A 20,697-nucleotide genomic window follows, 5' to 3' on the forward strand; every position below is an offset into this window, starting at 1 on the left:
TCCTGAGATTCAGCCCAAACGCGCAACTCCAGTTCTACTGTTCATCGGGATCCCCACCCGTTAGCGCCTCGCCGAGCAGCCCGCTCGCCTCCTCACCCGGCAACGCCTCCACGTCACGCAGCTTGCGGTTCATGACGCGGGTACGTGTTTCGGCGGCTTCGATCGAACGCGTGACGGTTTCAAGCTGAGCCTTGGTCTTTGCCAGCACGTCGCCGAATTTGCCGAACTCCGTTTTAACCGCGCCGAGCACTTGCCACACCTCGCTCGAACGCTTCTCGATCGCAAGCGTGCGGAACCCCATCTGCAAACTATTGAGCAAAGCGGTGAGCGTGGTAGGGCCAGCGATCGTTACCCGATAGTCGCGTTGCAACAGATCAGTCAGGCCCGGCCGGCGCAGGACTTCCGCGTACAGTCCCTCGGTCGGCAGGAACAACAGCGCGAAATCAGTGGTGTGCGGCGGCGACACATACTTTTCCGCGATCGTGCGCGCCTCGGCGCGTATCCGCGTTTCGAGCGCGCGCGACGCCTCCTCCACCGCAACGGGATCGGCGCGCTCCTGTGCTTCGATCAACCGCTCGTAGTCTTCGCGCGGGAACTTGGCGTCGATCGGCAGCCAGACCGGCGTGGCAGGACCACCCGTCTCCGCGCGGCCCGGCAGTTTGATCGCGAATTCGACGCGGTCCGCGCTCTTCGGCACGGTCGCGACGTTTTTCGCGTATTGATCCGCTGTGAGCAGTTGTTCGAGCAACGCTTCGAGCTGCACTTCGCCCCATGTGCCGCGCGTCTTGACGTTGGTGAGCACCTTCTTCAGATCGCCAACGCCCGCGGCCAGCGTCTGCATCTCGCCCAGACCACGATGCACCTGCTCCAGCCGGTCCGACACCAGCTTGAACGATTCGCCCAAGCGCTGTTCGAGCGTGGCGTGCAGTTTTTCGTCGACCGTGCGGCGCATTTCTTCGAGCTTGGTCGAATTGTTCGCCTCGATATCTTTCAGACGCTGCTCGATGGTCGCACGCACCTCGGCGAAGCGCCGATCGTTCGCCTCGGTGAGTTGGCCCAACTGCAAGGCCAGCGTCTCGCCAAACTGCTTGAGCGTGCGCCCCTGCTCGTCGCGCGCCTGCTGCGCCTGCTGCTGCAGGCTGTGACGCACCGCGTCGAGTTGCTGCGCGAAGCCGTCGATCTTGCCGCCCTGCACCGTCGTCATACTGCTGAATTGCGATGCGAGCGTTTGCTGAAACTGCGCGAAGCCGCTGCTCTGCTCGGTGCGCGAGACCCGTGCCGTTTCGGTGATGTCATTGCGCAGTTGCCGCTCGAGCCGCTCATAGGCATGCGACTGCGCCTCTGCCGCCGCGTCGATACGTTCGCTGAGAATCTCGAACTGCTCGCTTGCGTCAGCGCGACCGTTGCCGCGCATCAGCAGAGCCAACGCGATGACCAAGGCGACCGCCAGAACGGCAACGGCCGCCACCAGAATCATTGTCATGAACGCGCCTTGCCGATGACCTCGGGGTTGATAGGATTGGGCGGCCGGCCGGCACGCGGACCTTCACCCAGCGCCGCGATCAGATTGTCGGCGGCGAGGTTCGCCATGGCGCGGCGTGTTGCTTCGGTTGCGCTGGCGATATGCGGCGTGAGCACGACATTCGGCACGGTCAACAGATCCGGATTCAGATTCGGCTCGCCTTCGTACACATCCAGGCCCGCTGCGGCAATCTGTTTCGTGCGCAGCGCCTCGACCAGCGCCGCATCGTCGACAATGCCGCCGCGTGCGATGTTGGTGAGCGTTGCGCTCGGCTTCATCTGCGCGAGTTCCGCCGCGCCGATCGTGTGATGGTTTTCCTTCGTATACGGCAGGACCAGCACCACGTGATCGGCACGTTTCAGCAGGTCGTGTTTGGACACGTATTCTGCATTGAGCTCCGCCTCGATCTCCGGGGCGACGCGCGAACGGTTGTGATAGATCACCTGCATGTTGAAACCCTTCGCGCGACGCGCCAGTGCCTGCCCGATCCGGCCCATGCCGATCACGCCGAGCGTCGAGCCGTACAGGTCCGTGCCGAGAAAACCGTCGTAGGCCCACTTCTGCCATTTGCCCGCGCGCAGCCAGTGCTCCGATTCGGCAATGCGACGCGCCGCAGCCATCATCAGGGCCCAGCCGAAATCCGCGGTCGATTCGTTCAGCACGTCCGGCGTATTGGTGCCGAGCACGTTCGCTGCATTGAACGCGGCCATATCGAAGTTGTTGTAACCCACCGCCATGTTCGACACCACGCGCAACCGCGGCGCCGCTACCAGCGCCGCTGCGCCAACCGGGTCGCCCGCGGTCAGCGCGCCGTCTTTGTCCGCGAGACGGCGCGTCAACTCCTCGGCGGACAATACGTCGCCCTGGTTCCAGTCGACTTCGAAATGCTGTTTGAGCCGCTCGATCACATCGGGAAAGATCGGACGGGCGACGAGGATCTTCTGCATTGCAATTCTCCGAATAGCGCGTCGAGTTCAATTGCCTCGGCGTCAAAAATAAGAGGGAAATCAGACGTCAAAAAAACAGCCAGCCGGTTACGAGAAACACCGGCACGAGCACCGCCACCGACCAGCCGAGATACGCGAAAAAGCTCGGCATGCGAACGCCGCGCGACTCCGCGATCGCTTTCACCATGAAATTCGGCGCATTGCCGATATAGGTGTTGGCGCCCATGAACACCGCACCGGCCGAGATCGCCGCGAGCGTGGTGGCGCCGGTGGTCATCAGCGTCTGCGCGTCGCCGCCGGCCAGGTTGAAGAACACCAGGTAGGTCGGCGCATTGTCGAGAAACGACGATAGCAGGCCGGTCGCCCAGAAGTACATCATGTCGTGCGGCTGGCCGGCCGGATTGACCAGATGGACGATACCGGCGAACGCGCCCGCCTCGCCGGCGCGCAGGATCGTGATGACCGGCGCGATCGTCACGAAGATGCCAGCGAACAGCTTGGCGACCTCTTCGATCGGCGCCCAGTTGAAATCATTGCCCGCGCGCGCGGCGCGCGGCGTCAACGCCAGCGAGAGCAAGGTGACGCCGATCAGCGCGACATCGCGCACGGCATTTTGCAACGCGACATGCGTACCGAAGACGTCGAACACGACCTCCGACTTCCACAGGCCACTCATCAGAACCAGCGCAATCACGGCGCCGAGAAGCACGAAGTTGATCTTGCCTTCAATGCCCAGCGGCGGCGAATCCGGCGTTGGATCGAGAAAGCGCGAGCGCTCTTCTTCACGCCGATGAAAATAGTACGAATCCAGTGCATAGAACGCGGTGAGCAGCACGATGCAGACGAACAGCATCGGCAACGCCAGGTGCGTGGTGGTCCAGAAAAAACTGACGCCCTGCAGGAAGCCCAGAAAGAGCGGCGGGTCGCCGAGCGGCGACAACGAGCCGCCCGCGTTCGCGACCAGAAAAATGAAGAACACCACCACATGGACGACATGCTTGCGGTTGTCGTTGGCGCGCAGCAATGGGCGGATCAGCAGCATCGCCGCGCCGGTCGTACCCATGATGCTGGCCAGCAAGGTGCCCAGAGCAAGAATTCCGGTATTCAGCCGCGGCGTGCCATGCAGATTACCGCGCACGCAAATGCCGCCTGCGACCGTATAGAGCGCCGTCAGCAGGACGATGAACGGAATGTATTCTTCGAGCAACGCATGAACCAGCGTACCGAATGCGATGCCCGTACCGAAGCTCAGCGCGAACGGCACCAGGAACAGCAGCGCCCATGCGGCCGCGATCTTGCCGAAATGGTGATGCCAGAATGCCGGCGCGACCAGCGGAAACACCGCGATCGACAACAGCACGCCCGCAAACGGCAGGCCCCACAGCGCCGATAACGTCGCGCCGTCGAGCGTGTCCGCCAGGGCCAGTTGAGGCCACACTGCCAGCGTCAGTGCAGCGGCAAGCACCATGCTCGCCCCTACGGCATGTCGTTTCATATTTTTAAAGTCCTTGTTATCGCGAGTGGCGGCGAGTGGCGACGCACGCCGCGAAGAGGCGCCGACGCGCGGCGCTCAGGCGCCGCGTACGACGATCACATGGACCCGGTAAGGCCCATGTGCGCCAAGCACGATAGTCTGTTCGATATCGCCGGTACGCGATGGCCCGGATACGCAATTGACCGCGCGCGGAAGTTCACCGCGTTCGCTGCGGATCAACGCGAAGGCCTCTTCGTGCCCGGAGACGATGCGCGAAGCCGGCACGATTGCAATATGCGTTTCCGGCAGCAAGCCTGCCGATGCGTAGGTTTGCGGTCCGGACAACAGCACGAGGGTGCCTGTCTCCGCAGTCGCGCAGAAGCAGCCGGTGAGCCCGACCGCGTCGCCATCTTCAGGCTTGCGGAATTCGACGTTGAGGCCGGCATCGTCCCATTGCAGATCTCGCAGGGTTTGCCAGGCGATCGCCTGCAGCGGCAACGCGTGTTCAGTGAGGTAGCGATGCGCGGCGGAAGGTACGTCGCTTAGCGTTTCGACCGTATCGACGGTGGTGGCCATTTTTTGCGCTTCTTCAATGAAGCGCGTGATCAGATCGGCCGGCATCTCGGGACGCGGACCCTGGGGATGCCGCGCCAGATAATCCACAACAGCCTCGCGCTCGGAAGCGGACGGCTCAGGCTCGCGCCCCTGCGCCGCGCGGATGCGCGCCAGGATGTTACGGCGGGCAATCGATGTGTCCATATGCGAAATCCTCGTGTCGACAGCCGTGCGATATGGCGAGGATTATACCGGCCACCCTGTGCGCGACCACCCTGGCCAAACGGCCTGGCGCCGCGTATCAGGCACCCGTCCTGCACGATCTGCGTGAGGTCCCGGCACGTGAGTCGCACATAAGTCGCACATGAGCGCACATGAGCCGCAAGGGCGCCGCGTTACTTCGCAGCGCCGTCTTCCTCGGGTTGCGCAATGCCGAACACCTGGCGCAGATACGCGAGATAGGCCTTGTCTTCGCACATGTTCTTGCCCGGCGAATCCGACAGCTTCGCCACCGGCTGACCATTGCAGCGAACCATCTTGATGACGATCTGCAAGGGGTTGTAGCCAAGGTCGTTGGTCAGATTGGTTCCTACGCCGAATGCCAGCTTGCAGCGGCCGCGGAAACGCTCGTACAGTTGCAGCACCTTCGGAATGTCGAGCGCGTCCGAGAACACGAGGATCTTGGTGCGCGGGTCGCAGCGGTTCGCCTCGTAGTGCTTGAGCAGACGCTCGCCCCAATCGAACGGGTCGCCGGAATCGTGGCGCGCGCCGTCAAACAGTTTGCAGAAGTACATGTCGAAGTCGCGCAGGAACGCCTCCATGCCGTACACGTCCGACAGGGCGATACCCAGGTCGCCGCGATACTCCTTTGCCCACATCTCGAAGCCATAGATCTGTGAATCGCGCAGCCGCGGACCGAGCGCCTGACACGCCTGCAGGTATTCATGCGCCATCGTGCCGAGCGGCGTGAGGCTGTGCTTCATCGCGTAGAAGACGTTGCTGGTGCCGGCGAATTGCTCGCCCAAGCCGTCTTTCAGCGTGAGGATCACTTCTTCGTGCCATTGTTTCGAGAAACGGCGTCGCGTGCCGTAGTCGGCGATCTTGCAGTCGGCGAATTCCGGGCGCGCGCCCAGCAGTTTGATTTTCTCGACGAGACGGCCGCGCCCTTCGCTGTAGTCAGGCTTTTGCTGGGTGTTGCGGAAGTAGACCTCGTTGACGATCGCGAGCATCGGAATCTCGAACAGGATCGTGTGCAGCCACGGCCCCTTGATCTCGATGTCGATTTCGCCATTGCCCTTCGGCGACGGTTCGATCGAAATGTATTTCTCGTTCAGATGGAACAGTGCGAGAAACTCGATGAAGTCGCCCTTGATGAAGCGCATGCGCCGCAGGTAGTCGAGCTCCTCGTCGGTGAAGCGCAGATCGCATAGCTTGCGCACTTCATCGCGAATCTCGCCGATGTACGGCACGAGATCGACATTCGGCGTGCGGCAGCGAAACCGGTATTCGACACTCGCTGCGGGAAAGTGATGCAACACCACTTGCATCATCGTGAATTTGTACAGATCGGTGTCGAGCAGCGAAGTAATAATCATGATGGTGCGAACTGGACTGCGGGAAAAACAGAAGGCTTGGCTCGACCGGACACCTCAACCCACGCGCGTGCGGCGCGCCCCGTGCGCACCGGCCTCACGCATGTTACCCGAATGCGCCCGGATTCAGCGTGCCGCCGGGCGGCCGCGCCGGACGCCATAAACTAATCACGAAAACGTATAAAAGGCATAGCCCGATGGCATATGCGGCTCTTGACGTTACGTTACAATAGCGCTTTTGGCGTTTCGCCTCCCCTGATTCCGCATGCAGGAGCTGCTTGAATGACTCACGTTGTGACCGAAAGCTGCATCAAGTGCCGCTATACCGACTGCGTCGATGTGTGCCCGGTGGACTGCTTTCGCGAAGGTCCCAACTTCCTCGCGATCGACCCCGATGAATGCATCGACTGCGCCGTGTGCGTCGCCGAGTGCCCGGTGAATGCCATCTATGCCGAGGAAGACGTGCCGGGCGACCAGCAGCATTTCACCGAACTGAATGCCGATCTGGCGAAGAACTGGCCGAGCATCACCAAGACCAAGGCGCCACTGCCGGAAGCCGACGAATTCAAGGACGTGAAGGAAAAGCTGGCCCTGCTCGTACGCTGAGCGGCGCAGCCTGCCTGCTGCCTTGCCGGATTCGACCCAAATCGAGATGAGCGCAAGGTATTGACAGGTGCCTAAGCTGCCCCTACAATTTCGCTTCTCTGCTGTTTGTTGTTCTGTTCCTCGATAGCTCAGTCGGTAGAGCGCCGGACTGTTAATCCGTAGGTCCCTGGTTCGAGCCCAGGTCGAGGAGCCAAGAATTGCAAAAGCCCGTTAACCAATACGGGCTTTTTTATGTAGATCAAGTTGTACTGCTGTTCCTCGATAGCTCAGTCGGTAGAGCGCCGGACTGTTAATCCGTAGGTCCCTGGTTCGAGCCCAGGTCGAGGAGCCAAAAAATTTGGAAGGCCCGCATTCGTGCGGGCCTTTTTGTTTTGGCCGCTGTTTTGGTTACAGCGTTTTGACTGCGCGTTCTGGCCGAACCTCCTGACGCGGCTCGTTTCAACGCCGGATCAGGCAGACAAGTTAGGGGACGACCGGCGTTGTGTCAGATGGAAAATAGCGCGCGATCCAGGGTATTTGCATCGCCCCTCTGACACACACGCCGTTATACGATGCTGCCTTACCGGCACAACGCCCTCTCGCGCTCAACCCCACACTCCTTCCCGGCCAGCTCATGAAACCGACGACCCTGTTGCGCATCGCGCTTGCAGTCACTACCGCCCTGCTGCTGTCCCCGGCACACAGCGAAGAAGTCGGCAGTGTCAATACCAACTTCCGCGTCACGGGCTCTGACCGTGTGGTCGTCGAGGCCTACGACGATCCGCTGGTCCAGGGTGTGACCTGTTACGTGTCGCGGGCGCGCACCGGCGGCGTCAAGGGCACGCTCGGCATCGCCGAAGATCCGACCGAAGCGTCGATCGCCTGCCGTCAGGTCGGCGAGATTCATTTCACCGGGCCGGTGAAAAAGCAGGCCGACGTGTTCTCCGTGAGCATGTCGCTGATCTTCAAATCGCTGCACGTGGTCCGGGTGGTCGACGCGAAGCGCAACACGCTGGTGTATATGACCTATAGCGACCGGGTCGTCAGCGGCAGCGCAAAAAACAGCGTGACCGCCGTGCCGATGCCGGCCGGTACGACGATCCCGGTCAAGTAATCGCCGCCTACGGCAAAACTCACGATGCAAAGGCCTGCGCCGCAAGAGTAACGGCACCTGTGACGGCCACGGCGCGCTACACTGAGCAGTCCAGCCGACCTCCGGAATGCAGACCACCGAGCTGCCGGCCCACGGACTTTCACCATGACCGCCCATCGCTTCCAGGACTCCGCCCGCTACTGGCGCACGCCGCTTCTGCCCGGCGCGGATCTGCTCACGGCCGAATATCACGATCACGAATTCACGCCGCATTGGCACGATGCGTACACGATTCCGGTGATCGTCGCAGGCGCCGAGGGCTATCGGTATCTGGGTTCGGACTATGTCGCCGAAGCGGGCAGCGTGCCGATCATCAATCCCGGCGAGCTGCACACGGGTTCGAAGGCTGTCGAGGCAGGCTGGCGGTATCGCGTGATGTACGCGCCGGTGGCGTTCATCCACGAACTCGCCAACGAGGTCGCCGGCAAGCCCCAGGCCTTGCCGTGGTTTGCGCCAGGCGTGATCCGCGATCCCGATCTGGCGCGGCGGCTGGCGCGCGCGCACTGTCTGCTCGAGGCCGGCGACGATCCGCTCGCCGCCGAGGCCGCGATGCTCGACGCGCTGTCCACCTTGCTGGTCCGCTACTCCCAAACGCGCCCGCAACCGTCGCGCCCCGCCACCGACGACGCCCGCGTCGCGACAATGCAGGAGCACCTGACGGGCGACCTCGCCGAACCCGTCACGCTGGCCGAAGTCGCGCAGGCAGCGGGGCTTTCACCCTTTCACGCGGCCCGTCTTTTCACGCAGACAACCGGCTTGCCGCCGCATGCGTGGCGCAATCAGGTGCGCCTGCAACGCGCGCTCGCGCCATTACGAGCGGGCGTTTCCGTCACGGACGTCGCCGCGGCCTGCGGTTTCACGGATCAGAGCCATTTCACGCGCCATTTCCGGCGCATGTTCGGCGTACCGCCGGGACGTTGGCAAGGAACCTGACGCGAAACGCCAGCGGGCCGGACACCCGCTCCGGCATTCAGGTCTGCCCGCGCAAGCGCCGTTGAAGTGGTCTGAGCGAGGGAAGCACACGATCCGTGCCGCCGCACTTCCACCGCAAGAACGTACAAGCGCCGCCCGTCCCCGGTCGCTATGCTTCCCCAATCAAGGAGGCACGATTGACCCATTCCAACCTCGGCCAGCCCTCAAGCACAGGCCACTTAAAAGAATTCATCGCCGGCGCACGCGACATCATCCCGATGATGGTCGGCGCGGCGCCCTTCGGCGTGATCTTCGGCACCCTGGTCGCATCCGGCCCGCTGCATCTATGGCACGGGCAACTGATGTCGCTCGTCGTATTCGCAGGTTCCGCGCAGTTCATTGCACTGGGCCTGATCGCCGGCCACGCCAGTTTTGCGGTGATCTGGGCAACCACGCTCGTCGTCAACCTGCGTCACGTGCTGTACAGCGCGACGCTCGCGCCGCACGTCGCGCATCTGCCGGCACGCTGGCGCTGGGCGCTCGGCGCACTGCTCACCGACGAAGTCTTCGCGGTCGCCTGGGAACATTACCGGCATCGGGAACCCGGCACGGTCGGCCCGCACTACTTCTTTGGCGCGGGTCTGGCCATGTACCTGAACTGGCAGCTCTGGACCCTCGCCGGCCTGCTATTCGGCGCGACCTTTCCGGGCCTGCAGTCGCTCGGACTCGACTTCGCGATGGTCGCGACCTTCATTGCGATTGTCGTGCCGCAGCTCGTCGCGCTGCGCTATATCGCGGCGGCGGCCACCGCGGGTACGCTGGCTTTCTTCTGGCAGGCGTGGCCGTACAAGCTCGGCCTGCTCGGCGCGGTGTTCGCGGGCGTGGCAATCGGTGTCGTGCTGTCGGCGCCGCGATTTGGACGAGGCATGCGGGGAAATCGCGAATCTTCCCAAGACACTGTGCGCGAAGATTCGCAGGAGGCCCGGCGACACACTCCACGAAAAACCTCGCAGGAAACCATGGAGGTATCGCGATGAACTACGTCGCTCTGATCCTCGGAATGGCCGTCATTACGTGGGTGATCCGCGCCGCTGTCTTCGTGCTCGGCGACCGGCTGGTGTTTCCGCCGCTCATGCGCACCGCGCTCGGTTTCGTCCCCGTTACCGTGCTGACTGCGATCATCGTCCCGATGGCGGTCTCGCCGCACGGCACCAGTGCCGAATTGACCTGGCGCAATCCGCAACTGGTCGGGGCGCTGGCGGCCATCGCGGTCAGCGCGCTGACGCGGCGGCCGCTCCTGACCATCGCGGTGGGCCTGACAGTCTTTTTTGTCTGGCAAGGCGTCGTGCTTAAATAGGCTCGCCTCGAAGCCGTCATCGCGCGCCATCAGACACGAATCGGCGCAAAAACGGATGCAAAACGGGCGCCCACGTTGCCACAGACGCCAGGCGCGGTCGGCCCGGCACAGCGTGGCGACCTCCATGCACTGCGCTCCCAGGCGACTCACCCCTCTAAAGCCACCGCCAACGCTTCGTCTACCCTTAAGTTTCCCTCAATTCCGCCGATATGCAGTCGAGGTCCGCGCATCGGGTACGCCCGCTGGTTACGCGGCAACAGGCAGGAATCAACCGCGCCGGCATTTGGCGTTGCGTCTCACTGGGCCCGGATGCGATCGGGCGACGTGACGAGGCCGCGCGGCAGGACCAAACGGGATAACACATGGGTCAAATCACCCTCACGCTCAAAGACGAGACCATTGCGACACTGCGCAAGGACTTCGACGCGTTTCTGCGGGTTTCGCTGAAGCTCGATCCGCAGTTCGCGACGCCGTCGTTCGAGGACTTTTTGCGCGCCAAGCTGCTCGACAATATGGTGCCGCTGACGGAGCACGCGGTTCAGCGGATGCTGCAAGGTGGCCAGTACGCATGGGCGAAACGCACGCTGGACAAGGAATTCCCCGACGTCGTGGCGATTCTGATGCGACAGGCGGGGGAATTCGGTTTCGGCTTTGCTGCCCGCTCGGAATGGACGCCGGAAGAGCTCGCCAAGCACTGCCGCGACTGGGCGGCGGCGATCGTCAAGGAAGCGGAAGGCGACACCGCGCTGATCGATCCGCTCGCGGCGCAGATCAAAAGCGCGGCGCAGGACATCCAGGCGCTCGAGGAAATCATGCAAACGCCGGCCTGGCGTGTGGTGGAATCGCTGCGTCAACGTGTCTACGAAGCCAAGGTGGCATGCGAAACGAGCGTAGGCAGCACCGCGCGCGAAAAGCTCGGTGAGCTGCGCGGGCTGCTGCGCCTGGGCATTTCGCATGGCTCGTTCCAGAAGCAGGAAGCGCAGCAGATCATGGAGTACCTGCGCTTGCTGAAGCCGGAGATTTTCGTCGAAGAACCGTATGACGTGTTCTCACGGCTCGCCGCATGGCTGCGTAATTTCTTTGTGCCGCCGCGTCCGGTACCGCAACAGCAACAACAACGGCAGTCCCGGTAAGCGCGACGGCAAAACGCGGGGGCAATCCCGGGCGATTTTGTTCGGCGCGGCATCTGGACTTGCCGCCACGCCGGTCGCGTCAAGGCAGCTTAGTGCTTCACGTCAGCGCCGTTGTCCTGATCGGCGGCCTGGCCTTGCATGTTCATTTTCATTTCGTTGTTGGCCGCCTGCTTGTCAGCCTTCTGGTTGATCCTGGCATCGTGCACCTGCTCCTTGTATTGCGACTTGGCAGCCTTCTGCTGCTGCTTCAATTCCGTCTTCGACGCCTTCTTCGACGCCTTGTATTCGGCATTAGCCTGCGCGTTGGCCTCGCGCTTCTGCACCAGCGGATCGGCCGAGCCCGAGGCCGTCAGACGCGTGGGCGCCGGCGTGGCCGGCTGCACACCCTGCGCCGCCGGTGCTGCGGGCGCGACATCGACGCTTTGGGCCTGGATCTGTGCCTGGCCGTTCATTCCCGCAGCCGGTTGCGCGGTCTGCGCGACAGCAGCGGTAGCGGCAAAAGCAGTCAGGGCGGTACCGATCAGGAGCGTACGAATCTGAGTCATGGCTAAATCCTCTCTAGAATTGTTGTGGCGCGGACGTCGTATCCGGTGCGGCACATTGATAAGCGCTTCATGCCCACCCCGTCCGGCCTAGTTGCCGCAGGAAAAATCCAGCAGGCTTTCCTACAGACCCGCACTTTACGAGTGAAGTTCGTTTCGCACGACCCCTGTTACGGAACGTTTCATTTTCTGACAACTGCATAACATCTGCTTGCAATTGCCTGCGCGGAGTCCGCGCGGACTCCGGTAGCACTCGGACTTTCATTCAAGGCAAGCTTCTGGCTTATGATGCGAACCCTTTGCTTCAAGGCGCAAACGCCATGCCCAACCTCGATTTCACTCTGACCGGCGACTACGTCGAACTGCACAATCTTCTGAAGATAACGGGGCTGGCCGACAGTGGCGGATCAGCAAAAATGATGGTCGCGGACGGTGCGGTGACCGTCGACGGCCGGGTCGAAACGCGTAAGACCTGCAAAATCCGCGCGGGCCAGGTCGTGCTGCTCGGCGATACGCGAATCGCGGTGCACGAGGCTTGACGCGCAGCTGGTCTGAAAACCTGTCCGAGAACTCGGAAGGCCGCACGCACCAAAATCGTGCTTCCTCCATCGACATCCCCGTGCTGAAGCAATAAGCTGTCAGTTTCGACAGACAAACAATCGGCTGACAGCCGCCCTACGCCTCCGGCGAGCCGCCCCGTTCGCCACTCCCCGGCGGCACGCAAGCCGCGGGCGTCGCGTGAGCCGTGCGGCTTACGCCTGCCGCCACGCTGTCGCCCCTTCCGCGTCCAGGCGCTCCATGACTCAATCCGGCTTCACCCGGGTGGCCGCCCGGCCGCCGACCCTGTCCCGCCACGCCGCCGATACCGCACGGCTCGCGGCTCCGCTCGCCATCGCGCAACTGTCGCAAATGGCAATGGGCGTCACCGACACGATCCTGCTCGGCTCGCTCGGCCCCGATGCGCTTGCCGCCGGTGGCCTCGGCGCCAACCTGTTCTTCGTCGTAGTCACGCTGCTGCAGGGCGTGCTCACCTCCGTCAGCGTGAGCGTGTCGCATGCGCGCGGCGCGCAGGACGAAGGCCGCGTGCCGCATATCTACTGGACCGGCTTCGTGCTGTCGGTCCTGCTGTCGGTGCCCGCGTTCTTCCTGCTGTCGTTCGCCACGCCGATCCTGCTGGCGTTCGGCGAACCCGCGCTGCTTGCGCACAATGTCGGCGAATACGCAGCGGTGCTGCGCTGGGGCTCGCTCGGCAGCCTGATCGGCGTCGGCTTGATGCGCTCGTTCCTGCCGGCCATCGGCGCGGCCAAACGGCTCCTGTGGGTGTCGGTCGTGAGCGTGTTCGTCAACGGGTTCCTCAACTACGGGCTGATTCACGGTGTCTACGGATTGCCTCGCCTGGGCTTCCTCGGTTCGGCGGCGGCTACCTCGATCACCGTCTGGCTAAGCGCGCTCGTGCTGATGGCCTTGTTGCATCTGCGGCCACGCTATAAGCACTTTGTCGTCGCAACGCGGCCGAACGTGCCGTTGATGGGCGAGCTATTCGGCATCGGCTGGCCGGTCGCGATCACCTACGGCGTCGAATCCACCCTGTTCCTCGCCACCGGCCTGATGGTCGGCCTGCTCGGCGAGTCGCAACTGGCCGCGCATCAGATCGCGTTGAACGTTGCCTCGGTGGCCTTCATGGTGCCGCTCGCGATCGGTCAGGCGGCCAATGTACGGGTCGGCTACTGGTCGGGCGCCGGGCAGCCGCTCGCCGCGCGTCACGCGGGTTTCGTCGCGCTCGCGCTCGGCGTCGGCTTCATGACGCTGTCGGGCATCGTGCTGATCGCCGCGCCGCACTGGATCGTCGGCTTGTACCTGCATCTCGACGATCCGGCCAACGCCGCCACGGTCACGCTGGCGAGTTCGCTGCTCGGTGTGGCCGCGATCTTCCAGATCGTCGACGGCATGCAGACGGTCGGCTCGGGCTGCCTGCGCGGCCTGAAGGACACGCGCGTGCCGATGATCGCCGCGACGTTCGGCTACTGGGTGATCGGCTTTCCGACCGGCTACGTGCTGGCCTTTCACTTCGGGATGGGCGCGCGCGGCTTGTGGTGGGGACTCGCGGCCGGCCTGGCAAGCGTCGCGCTGCTGATGACGCTGCGCTTTCACAAGCTGAGCTTGCGGCGCGTGCCGGTCGCGCCCGGTGCGCCGCCGGCGACGTCGGCCTAAGCCAGGCAACGCAACGCAACGCACGGATGGTTGCACGCGCAACCATCGCTTCCCGGTAAACGCGCTGCGAACGGTAAAATGCGTGCTCTGGCAAAACTGCGCGCACCCGCGCAATGCCACTCGCGCGTCTCACGAAGACCCGCGCCGCCCGACGGCCCGACACCTGCCGTCGGGGCCTGCCGCTCCTGGCGAGCGGCACCCCGAGCATGCACCGCTCCTTGCCGCGTGCCGTTCGACCGACCTTCAATTCTCGCTATAAAACATAACCAGGGACCACCCGTCATGCTTGCCCGCGTCACCCGTTTATTTCCGCTCTGGGCCGTACTCGTTTCGATTGCCGCGTACTTTTCGCCCGCCTCGTTCACCAGTATTGCGCCGCATGTCACCACGCTGCTGACGATCATCATGCTGGCCATGGGCGTCACGCTATCGGTGGCCGATTTCCAGCGCGTCTTCACGCGGCCCGCGCCGGTGATCGCCGGCATCGTGCTGCACTACCTCGTGATGCCGCTCGCCGCATGGGCTATCGCCAAGGCATTGCGCATGCCTCCTGACCTGACCGCCGGCATGGTGCTGGTGGGTAGCGTGGCAAGCGGCACGGCGTCGAACGTCATGATCTATCTGGCGCGCGGCGACGTGGCGTTGTCAGTGACGATCAGCGCATTGTCGACGCTGGTCGGCGTGTTCGCGACACCGCTGCTCACGCGCCTTTATGTCGACGCATCGATTGCCGTCGACGTGCACGGCATGTTGATGAGCATCCTGCAGATCGTCGCCTTGCCGATCGTGGTCGGGCTCGCCGTCAACCAGTTCTTCAACAAGGCGGTGCGCAAGATCGAACCGATTCTGCCGCTGATCTCGATGGTGGCGATTGTGCTGATCATCGGCGCGGTGGTGGGCGGCACGCAGAAGAGCATCGCGTCGGTGGGCCTCGTGGTCATGCTGGGCGTCGTGCTGCACAACGGCATTGGTTTGCTCGGCGGCTACTGGGGTGGCCGTCTGCTCGGCTTCGACGAAGCCGTCTGCCGCACGCTCGCAATCGAAGTGGGCATGCAGAACTCGGGGCTCGCAGCGACGCTCGGCAAGCTGTATTTCACGCCGATCGCGGCGCTGCCGGGCGCGTTGTTTTCCGTCTGGCATAACCTGTCGGGCTCGCTGCTCGCGGGCCATTGGGCGGGCCGTCCCGCGAAAGGATCGACGCATGCGGATGGCGAGCGCGCGTTGAACGCCGAACGCGGATAATCACCCGCAAACGGCTGGCAAGTTACAACCCGGCGGCCGCAAGGCGCCACGTGTCGTAAGCCTTTTTGCTTTCTCTGCGGTATCTGTCCTCACGTTCGCCGCGCGCGGACAGATACCGGCACGCAGGGAAACACACCAGGCCAAAATCCCACACCTGGGTCAAACCGAAGAACAAACGCTCGCCCGCCTGATTCCCCTTAGAATGCATTTCTCGACAGCGCGATCAAGTCGCATGCGCTGCCGCCATGCGAGGCCTGCAAACGGGAGAAACAGCGTGTCGTGGCATCAAGACGAGAATCAGACCGCACTGCGTCGCAAGTCCGCGTTTGGCACGCCCTGGCGTAGTTTCTCCGCCGCGAAGGAAGCCCCCCTGCGAAACGGGAGACCGGTGATGCGTCTCTTCCTGCTGTGCTTCGCAGCGGCATGTTTGACCGCCTGCGCCGCCAAGCCTCCCGCCACCGCATTCGACCGTCCGGTCACCCGCGCACTGCCCGTCACGGAAACAACGCCGCTTCGCACGGCCCTCGCGCCGCTCGAAGCCGCGCATCCGGACGAGTCCGGGTTCCGGATACTGTCGAGCGGCACCGACGCCTTGCAGATGCGGATTGCCCTCGCGCGCGCGGCGACGAAAACCCTCGACATGCAGTACTACATCGCGAATGAAGACACCACCGGCAAGCTGCTGCTCGGCGCCGCGCTCTACGCGGCCGATCACGGGGTGAAAGTGCGCATGCTGGTCGACGATCTGAATTTCAAGGACATCGACCGCACGATGGCAGGTCTGAGCTCGCATCCCAACATCGCGATTCGTGTCTTCAATCCGTTCGGCAGCGCGCAGGAAGGCGTATTCGAACGCACCACCAATCTGTTCACGCAGCTCGACCATTTCACGCGCCGCATGCACAACAAGTCGATGATCACCGACAACCAGTTGGCGATCGTCGGCGGACGCAATCTCGGCGACGAATATTTCAGCGCCAGCGACACGCTGCAGTTCCGCGACCTCGACGTACTCGCGGCCGGCCCGGTTACCGCCGACGTCTCCGCGAGTTTCGACAGCTACTGGAACAGCAGCATCGCTTATCCGCTGCAGGTGCTGAACAAACAGAAGTTCGATCCGAAAGAGCTCGACCAGACGCGCGACGATTTGCGCGAGCACTGGCGCACCAACGCCGATCCCTACAATGCGAAGCCGCTGAACGCCACGCCGCTCGCCTCGCAGATTAGCCAGAATCAACTCGGCTTGACGTGGGCGACGGCCGAATTCAAGGCGGACCTGCCGGAGAAAATCGAACACCCGTCGCCGGACTACGTCAGCCCGCCGATGCAACGATTGGCCGAGTTGATGCACGACGCGCAGAAAGATTTTCTGATCATTTCGCCCTACTTCGTACCGCACGAGAGCGGCGTCAAGGCGGCCGGCGAACTGACGCATCGGGGCGTGCGCATTGCCGTGCTGACCAACTCGCTCGCCGCAACCGACGCGGTGGCCGTGCAAGCCGGCTATAGCCCGTTTCGCGTGCCGCTGCTGCAGCAGGGTGTGGAATTGTATGAATTCAAATCGCAGCAGAATGTGCCGCGCGCGCGTTTCACCGGATCTCACTCGCGCGCCAGCCTGCATGCCAAAACTTATGTGATCGACCGCAAGATTCTGGTGATCGGCTCGATGAATCTCGACCCGCGCTCGGCCAACCTGAATACCGAGCAGACGCTGGTCATCCATAGTCCGGCGCTCGCCGAACAGGTTGCGCAACTCTTCGAACGTGCCATCGCGCCCGAAGCGAGCTACCACGTCACGCTCGCCGACCCGGCGCAACTCGCCTATCTGCGCTCGATCGGCGCCCCCCTTTCGCCGCTCGTCTGGACCGACGTCGAGGACGGCACGCGCCGTACCTATATCTTCGATCCGCAAGCGGGTTTTTACCGGAACGCGCTAACGGGTCTATTCTCCCTATTGCCGGTTAACGCACAACTTTGACGCACAACTTTAAACGCACAACTTTGAGAAGCGGAGTTGAACCATGACTGAAGACGTACGAATGGAGCGCGACACGTTCGGCGAAATCGCCGTACCGAACGCTCGTCTATGGGGCGCGCAGACCCAGCGCTCGCTGCAGAATTTCCGTATTTCGTCCGAGAAACAATCACCCGAACTGATCACGGCGCTGGCCGTCATCAAGCGCGCCGCCGCCGAGGTCAACCTGGGTCTGGGCGTGCTCGACGAGAACAAGGCGAAGGCGGTCATGCAAGCGGCCGACGAGATCATCGACGGCAAGCATCCGGAGGAATTTCCGCTCGCGGTCTGGCAAACCGGCTCCGGCACGCAGACCAACATGAACCTCAACGAGGTGATCGCGAATCGCGCGAGCGAGCTGCTCGGCGGCGAGCGCGGCGAAGCGCGCAAGGTGCATCCGAACGACGACGTGAATCGCGGCCAGTCGTCGAACGACGTGTTCCCGACGGCGATGCACGTGGCCGCCGCCTACGGGATCGTCAAGCACCTGCTGCCTGCGCTGAAGACACTGCGCAATACGCTCGACGGCAAAGCAAAAGCCTTCGCCGACGTCGTCAAGATCGGCCGCACGCACTTGCAGGACGCCACGCCGCTGACGCTCGGCCAGGAGTTCTCGGGCTACGTCGCGCAACTCGATCACGGCGTGCGTCATCTGGAATCGGCGCTGCCCCATTTGTACGAACTCGCGCAGGGCGGCACGGCGGTCGGCACAGGCTTGAACGCGCATCCGCAATTCGCGGACAAGGTCGCTGCTGCAATCGGCAGGCTAACCGGTTTGCCGTTCGTCTCCGCGCCGAACAAATTCGAAGTCATGGCCGGGGCCGATGCGCTGGTGTTCGCGCACGGCGCGTTGAAAACGGTGGCGGCGAGCCTGAACAAGATCGCCAACGACATTCGCTGGCTCGCGAGCGGCCCGCGTTGCGGGCTCGGCGAACTGTCGATTCCGGAAAACGAACCGGGCAGCTCGATCATGCCGGGCAAGGTCAACCCCACCCAGTCCGAAGCGCTGACGATGCTGTGTTCACAGGTGTTTGGCAACGACGTCGCGGTGAATATCGGCGGCGCGAGCGGCAACTTCGAGCTGAACGTGTTCCGGCCGATGATTGCGCACAACGTGCTGCAATCGATCCGTTTGCTCGCCGACGGCGCGCACAGCTTCAACGACAACTGCGCGGTGGGCATCGAGCCGAATCGCGAGCGCATCGATACGCTGCTCAACGAATCGCTGATGCTGGTGACGGCGCTCAATCCGCATATCGGCTACGACAAGGCCGCGCAGATCGCGAAGAAAGCGCACAAGGAAGGCACCACGCTGAAGGCGGCGGCGCTCGCGCTCGGCTACGTCACCGAGCAGCAGTTCGACGAATGGGTGCGGCCGAAGGATATGGTGGGGCATTCGGCGGGATGATCCGCGAATTGCTCATGGGGATTGCGCGTGGGGATTGACCACTCGCTTTGAACGGCACGCCGCGCGACTGCAATGATCGCGCGGCGTGCGAGCGCGGCTTAAACCTTGCCCTGCGCCACTTCTTCCGGCTTCAGCTCGACGATCGCGTCGAGCGCATCTTTCACGTCCATGGCGTATTTGGCGAGGCGCTTCTGTTCATCCGTTTCCGGCACGAATGCCGGCACCGGCACCGGGTGCCCGTTCTCATTGACGGCCACCATCACCACCAGGCAGTCCGTGGTTTGCAACAGCTCGCCGCCCTTCGGATCGCCCGCCTGCACCGACACGTGGATGTGCATGCTGGTACGGCCCGTCGTCACGACCCGCGCGCGCAGTTCGACCAGGTTGCCGACCAGAATCGGCCGGCGAAAGCGAATATTGCCGACGCTGACCGTCACGCAGTAGCGCCCGGACCATACCGCCGAGCACGCATAGGCGGTCTCGTCGATCCACTTCATCAACGCGCCGCCATGCACTTTGCCGCCGAAGTTAACCGAGCTGGGTTCGGCGAGAAAACGGAAGGTGGTTTCGGAACGGTCCAGCGGCGCTAAGGCAGGGGTGCTCATCTTGACTCCGGTCAATCGGATGCATTAAAGGAGGCGATTATACGAGCGCAATATTGACTCCGTCGCGAGTCGGATGGGGTTATCTTGCCGAATTTCGGCTTGGAAGGCAGCCGTTCTTTCGTCAAGCTTTCATTCGCACTGTGGCGCGACCGCGGATGCGCCACGCTCCCGATACGCGAGCGGCAACACGCCGAAACGCCGCGCAAACACACGCCGCAAGTTCTGCTCGCTGCCGAAGCCGCAATCGAAACCGAAGCCTCAATCGCGCGCAAGCCGCCTGAGCGCGCGGCTGCATCGGCCTTACTTGCGGACCGTAACACCCTCGTCGATCGTGCCGTACATCGAGATACTGCCGGTGCCCGCACCCGAGCTCGAACCAGAACCGCCCTGCGCGCATGCGCTGAACAGCAGAACCGCGGTAGCGGCGGCAAGAAGAAATTTCATGACAGCGTGTTCCTGCAAGGACAGATTTCGATTTTAGCCTGGTGGCCTGGCGCCACGCCGAAGCGGCACCGAAGCGACACCCAAGCACTAGCCCGCTCGCGCCACCGCGTTTTCGTAGCGGCTGCATTCGACGATTCACGCTAAGCTGAAACATCGAATACGGCAACCAGGTACAGTGAATTGCATGGCGCCCTGCCCGCGCCGCCAACCGGAGACGCACGATGCCCGCGAACCTCGCAGACGAGCAAAATCATTTTCCAGGCTTGAGCCGTATCGGTGCGCTGCTTGCCGACCCCGGCCGCGCCGCGATGCTGTGGGCGCTGATGGATGGCAGCGCCCGCCCGGCCGGCGAACTGACGATGATCGCCGGGCTCTCGCCTTCGGCGGCCAGCGCTCATCTGGCGCGCCTGACCGACGGCGGCCTGCTCGCGCTCGAAGTGCGCGGCCGGCATCGCTATTTCCGGATCGCCTCGCCGGATATCGCCGCGTCCATCGAAGCGCTCGCCAACGTCGCGCAGGTCAGCGCGCCGCAACGAACCGTGCCGCGCCCCGCGCGCACCGTGCCGGTCGACATGCGCTACGCCCGCACCTGCTACGACCACATGGCGGGTGAATTGTCGGTGCAAGTGTTCGAACGGATGGTCGGGCGCGGCCTGCTGACGCTGCACGGCTCCTCGCTTGAAGCCACCGCCGACGGCGCCGCGCGCTTCGCCGATTGGGGCATCGACATGTCGGCCCAGAAGAGCCGCCGGCGCCGCTTTGCCTGTACCTGTCCCGACTGGAGCGAACGGCGTCCGCATCTGGGTGGCGCGCTCGGCGCGGCGCTGCTCGATTCATGGTCGGCGCATGGCTGGGTCGAACGCACGGAGCGCCCGCGGATCTTGCGCATTACCCCTGCGGGCCACCGTCATTTCGACGCGTTTCTCGGCGCTTGAGCCTCGCCTAACTGATTGTCGCAATTACATAAATTGTTCGATCAGCTTACGAAACGCCTTATCGAG

General features: G+C 63.3%; 20 protein-coding genes and 2 tRNA genes. 14 read left to right on the forward strand and 8 right to left on the reverse strand.

Annotated features, from left to right (window positions below; translation table 11 throughout):
- Nucleotides 1–34: 34 nt before the first annotated feature.
- From PQR67_RS06935 to pncB, 5 genes are all read right to left on the reverse strand, one after another.
- Nucleotides 35–1,483, reverse strand: coding sequence for a DNA recombination protein RmuC (locus tag PQR67_RS06935; protein WP_408456218.1), 1,449 nt, complete (start codon nucleotides 1,481–1,483; stop codon nucleotides 35–37).
- Entirely contained in the window at nucleotides 1,480–2,469 is a 990-nt protein-coding gene (locus tag PQR67_RS06940; RefSeq protein WP_408456221.1) for a 2-hydroxyacid dehydrogenase, read from the reverse strand. Before PQR67_RS06940 ends, PQR67_RS06935 begins: the two co-directional genes overlap by 4 nt.
- Nucleotides 2,470–2,536: 67 nt before the next feature.
- Complete coding sequence (locus PQR67_RS06945) at nucleotides 2,537–3,964, reverse strand: sodium:proton antiporter (RefSeq protein WP_408456224.1); 1,428 nt, start codon at nucleotides 3,962–3,964, stop codon at nucleotides 2,537–2,539.
- A gap of 75 nt (nucleotides 3,965–4,039) precedes the next feature.
- The gene (locus PQR67_RS06950; RefSeq protein ID WP_408456227.1) at nucleotides 4,040–4,702 is read right to left on the reverse strand and encodes a LutC/YkgG family protein; all 663 of its coding nucleotides are present in this window, start codon (nucleotides 4,700–4,702) and stop codon (nucleotides 4,040–4,042) included.
- A gap of 191 nt (nucleotides 4,703–4,893) precedes the next feature.
- Nucleotides 4,894–6,093: a nicotinate phosphoribosyltransferase gene (pncB, locus tag PQR67_RS06955; RefSeq protein ID WP_408456230.1), complete on the reverse strand. Its 1,200-nt coding sequence runs from the start codon at nucleotides 6,091–6,093 to the stop codon at nucleotides 4,894–4,896.
- 279 nt (nucleotides 6,094–6,372) lie between these two features.
- On the opposite strand from pncB, the gene fdxA reads away from it, so the two are divergent.
- The 8 genes from fdxA to PQR67_RS06995 all read left to right on the forward strand — a co-directional run bounded on the left by fdxA (nucleotide 6,373) and on the right by PQR67_RS06995 (nucleotide 11,230).
- Entirely contained in the window at nucleotides 6,373–6,696 is a 324-nt protein-coding gene (fdxA, locus tag PQR67_RS06960) for a ferredoxin FdxA (RefSeq protein ID WP_054036179.1), read from the forward strand.
- Nucleotides 6,697–6,813: 117 nt separating this feature from the next.
- Nucleotides 6,814–6,889: transfer RNA gene (locus PQR67_RS06965), tRNA-Asn, on the forward strand.
- 62 nt (nucleotides 6,890–6,951) lie between these two features.
- Nucleotides 6,952–7,027 (forward strand) — tRNA-Asn (locus tag PQR67_RS06970).
- A 282-nt stretch (nucleotides 7,028–7,309) separates the two neighbouring features.
- A complete protein-coding gene (locus PQR67_RS06975; RefSeq protein WP_408456233.1) occupies nucleotides 7,310–7,789 on the forward strand; it encodes a CreA family protein in 480 nt (159 codons plus the stop codon).
- A gap of 144 nt (nucleotides 7,790–7,933) precedes the next feature.
- The gene (locus PQR67_RS06980) at nucleotides 7,934–8,761 is read left to right on the forward strand and encodes a helix-turn-helix transcriptional regulator (protein ID WP_408456236.1); all 828 of its coding nucleotides are present in this window, start codon (nucleotides 7,934–7,936) and stop codon (nucleotides 8,759–8,761) included.
- Between the two features lie 176 nt (nucleotides 8,762–8,937).
- Nucleotides 8,938–9,777, forward strand: a complete 840-nt coding sequence (locus tag PQR67_RS06985; protein ID WP_408456238.1) for an AzlC family ABC transporter permease — start codon at nucleotides 8,938–8,940, stop codon at nucleotides 9,775–9,777.
- Entirely contained in the window at nucleotides 9,774–10,097 is a 324-nt protein-coding gene (locus PQR67_RS06990; protein ID WP_408456240.1) for an AzlD domain-containing protein, read from the forward strand. The genes PQR67_RS06985 and PQR67_RS06990 overlap by 4 nt, the downstream gene beginning before the upstream one ends.
- 362 nt (nucleotides 10,098–10,459) lie before the next feature.
- Entirely contained in the window at nucleotides 10,460–11,230 is a 771-nt protein-coding gene (locus PQR67_RS06995; RefSeq protein WP_408456242.1) for a DUF4088 family protein, read from the forward strand.
- Nucleotides 11,231–11,319: 89 nt separating this feature from the next.
- Here PQR67_RS06995 and PQR67_RS07000 read toward each other — a convergent pair whose 3' ends face one another.
- A complete protein-coding gene (locus PQR67_RS07000) occupies nucleotides 11,320–11,775 on the reverse strand; it encodes a hypothetical protein (protein WP_408456244.1) in 456 nt (151 codons plus the stop codon).
- A gap of 317 nt (nucleotides 11,776–12,092) precedes the next feature.
- Here PQR67_RS07000 and PQR67_RS07005 point away from each other — a divergent pair, with 317 nt between their 5' ends.
- The 5 genes from PQR67_RS07005 to fumC all read left to right on the forward strand — a co-directional run bounded on the left by PQR67_RS07005 (nucleotide 12,093) and on the right by fumC (nucleotide 18,647).
- Nucleotides 12,093–12,311 (forward strand): RNA-binding S4 domain-containing protein, encoded by a 219-nt coding sequence (locus PQR67_RS07005; protein ID WP_011489423.1) that lies wholly within the window; start codon nucleotides 12,093–12,095, stop codon nucleotides 12,309–12,311.
- Nucleotides 12,312–12,570: 259 nt separating this feature from the next.
- The gene (locus PQR67_RS07010) at nucleotides 12,571–13,983 is read left to right on the forward strand and encodes an MATE family efflux transporter (protein ID WP_408456246.1); all 1,413 of its coding nucleotides are present in this window, start codon (nucleotides 12,571–12,573) and stop codon (nucleotides 13,981–13,983) included.
- 282 nt (nucleotides 13,984–14,265) lie between these two features.
- Nucleotides 14,266–15,225 carry a ketopantoate/pantoate/pantothenate transporter PanS gene (panS, locus tag PQR67_RS07015; protein WP_408456248.1) on the forward strand — a complete coding sequence of 320 codons (960 nt, stop codon included), beginning with the start codon at nucleotides 14,266–14,268 and terminating at the stop codon, nucleotides 15,223–15,225.
- A 232-nt stretch (nucleotides 15,226–15,457) separates the two neighbouring features.
- Nucleotides 15,458–17,203: a phospholipase D family protein gene (locus PQR67_RS07020; RefSeq protein ID WP_408456250.1), complete on the forward strand. Its 1,746-nt coding sequence runs from the start codon at nucleotides 15,458–15,460 to the stop codon at nucleotides 17,201–17,203.
- A 43-nt stretch (nucleotides 17,204–17,246) separates the two neighbouring features.
- Nucleotides 17,247–18,647 carry a class II fumarate hydratase gene (gene fumC / locus PQR67_RS07025; RefSeq protein WP_408456252.1) on the forward strand — a complete coding sequence of 467 codons (1,401 nt, stop codon included), beginning with the start codon at nucleotides 17,247–17,249 and terminating at the stop codon, nucleotides 18,645–18,647.
- Between the two features lie 98 nt (nucleotides 18,648–18,745).
- Here the strand turns inward: fumC and PQR67_RS07030 are convergent, their stop codons facing one another.
- Both PQR67_RS07030 and PQR67_RS07035 read right to left on the reverse strand, forming a co-directional pair.
- The gene (locus tag PQR67_RS07030) at nucleotides 18,746–19,252 is read right to left on the reverse strand and encodes an acyl-CoA thioesterase (protein ID WP_408304404.1); all 507 of its coding nucleotides are present in this window, start codon (nucleotides 19,250–19,252) and stop codon (nucleotides 18,746–18,748) included.
- 300 nt (nucleotides 19,253–19,552) lie between these two features.
- A complete protein-coding gene (locus tag PQR67_RS07035; protein ID WP_408456254.1) occupies nucleotides 19,553–19,696 on the reverse strand; it encodes a hypothetical protein in 144 nt (47 codons plus the stop codon).
- A gap of 221 nt (nucleotides 19,697–19,917) precedes the next feature.
- On the opposite strand from PQR67_RS07035, the gene PQR67_RS07040 reads away from it, so the two are divergent.
- The gene (locus PQR67_RS07040; protein WP_408456257.1) at nucleotides 19,918–20,631 is read left to right on the forward strand and encodes an ArsR/SmtB family transcription factor; all 714 of its coding nucleotides are present in this window, start codon (nucleotides 19,918–19,920) and stop codon (nucleotides 20,629–20,631) included.
- Nucleotides 20,632–20,697 lie beyond the last annotated feature (66 nt).

Origin of the sequence: Paraburkholderia fungorum (assembly GCF_046026025.1) — a bacterium.
Taxonomy (GTDB): domain Bacteria; phylum Pseudomonadota; class Gammaproteobacteria; order Burkholderiales; family Burkholderiaceae; genus Paraburkholderia; species Paraburkholderia fungorum_E.

Bases quoted from the DNA above. Each gene is read 5' to 3' on its own strand.
- PQR67_RS06935 (WP_408456218.1), bottom strand. From the start codon at position 1,483: ATGACAATGATTCTGGTGGCGGCCGTTGCCGTTCTGGCGGTCGCCTTG.
- PQR67_RS06940 (WP_408456221.1), bottom strand. From the start codon at position 2,469: ATGCAGAAGATCCTCGTCGCCCGTCCGATCTTTCCCGATGTGATCGAG.
- PQR67_RS06945 (WP_408456224.1), bottom strand. From the start codon at position 3,964: ATGAAACGACATGCCGTAGGGGCGAGCATGGTGCTTGCCGCTGCACTG.
- PQR67_RS06950 (WP_408456227.1), bottom strand. From the start codon at position 4,702: ATGGACACATCGATTGCCCGCCGTAACATCCTGGCGCGCATCCGCGCG.
- pncB (WP_408456230.1), bottom strand. From the start codon at position 6,093: ATGATTATTACTTCGCTGCTCGACACCGATCTGTACAAATTCACGATG.
- fdxA (WP_054036179.1), top strand. From the start codon at position 6,373: ATGACTCACGTTGTGACCGAAAGCTGCATCAAGTGCCGCTATACCGAC.
- PQR67_RS06975 (WP_408456233.1), top strand. From the start codon at position 7,310: ATGAAACCGACGACCCTGTTGCGCATCGCGCTTGCAGTCACTACCGCC.
- PQR67_RS06980 (WP_408456236.1), top strand. From the start codon at position 7,934: ATGACCGCCCATCGCTTCCAGGACTCCGCCCGCTACTGGCGCACGCCG.
- PQR67_RS06990 (WP_408456240.1), top strand. From the start codon at position 9,774: ATGAACTACGTCGCTCTGATCCTCGGAATGGCCGTCATTACGTGGGTG.
- PQR67_RS06995 (WP_408456242.1), top strand. From the start codon at position 10,460: ATGGGTCAAATCACCCTCACGCTCAAAGACGAGACCATTGCGACACTG.
- PQR67_RS07000 (WP_408456244.1), bottom strand. From the start codon at position 11,775: ATGACTCAGATTCGTACGCTCCTGATCGGTACCGCCCTGACTGCTTTT.
- PQR67_RS07005 (WP_011489423.1), top strand. From the start codon at position 12,093: ATGCCCAACCTCGATTTCACTCTGACCGGCGACTACGTCGAACTGCAC.
- PQR67_RS07010 (WP_408456246.1), top strand. From the start codon at position 12,571: ATGACTCAATCCGGCTTCACCCGGGTGGCCGCCCGGCCGCCGACCCTG.
- panS (WP_408456248.1), top strand. From the start codon at position 14,266: ATGCTTGCCCGCGTCACCCGTTTATTTCCGCTCTGGGCCGTACTCGTT.
- PQR67_RS07020 (WP_408456250.1), top strand. From the start codon at position 15,458: ATGCGCTGCCGCCATGCGAGGCCTGCAAACGGGAGAAACAGCGTGTCG.
- fumC (WP_408456252.1), top strand. From the start codon at position 17,247: ATGACTGAAGACGTACGAATGGAGCGCGACACGTTCGGCGAAATCGCC.
- PQR67_RS07030 (WP_408304404.1), bottom strand. From the start codon at position 19,252: ATGAGCACCCCTGCCTTAGCGCCGCTGGACCGTTCCGAAACCACCTTC.
- PQR67_RS07035 (WP_408456254.1), bottom strand. From the start codon at position 19,696: ATGAAATTTCTTCTTGCCGCCGCTACCGCGGTTCTGCTGTTCAGCGCA.
- PQR67_RS07040 (WP_408456257.1), top strand. From the start codon at position 19,918: ATGCCCGCGAACCTCGCAGACGAGCAAAATCATTTTCCAGGCTTGAGC.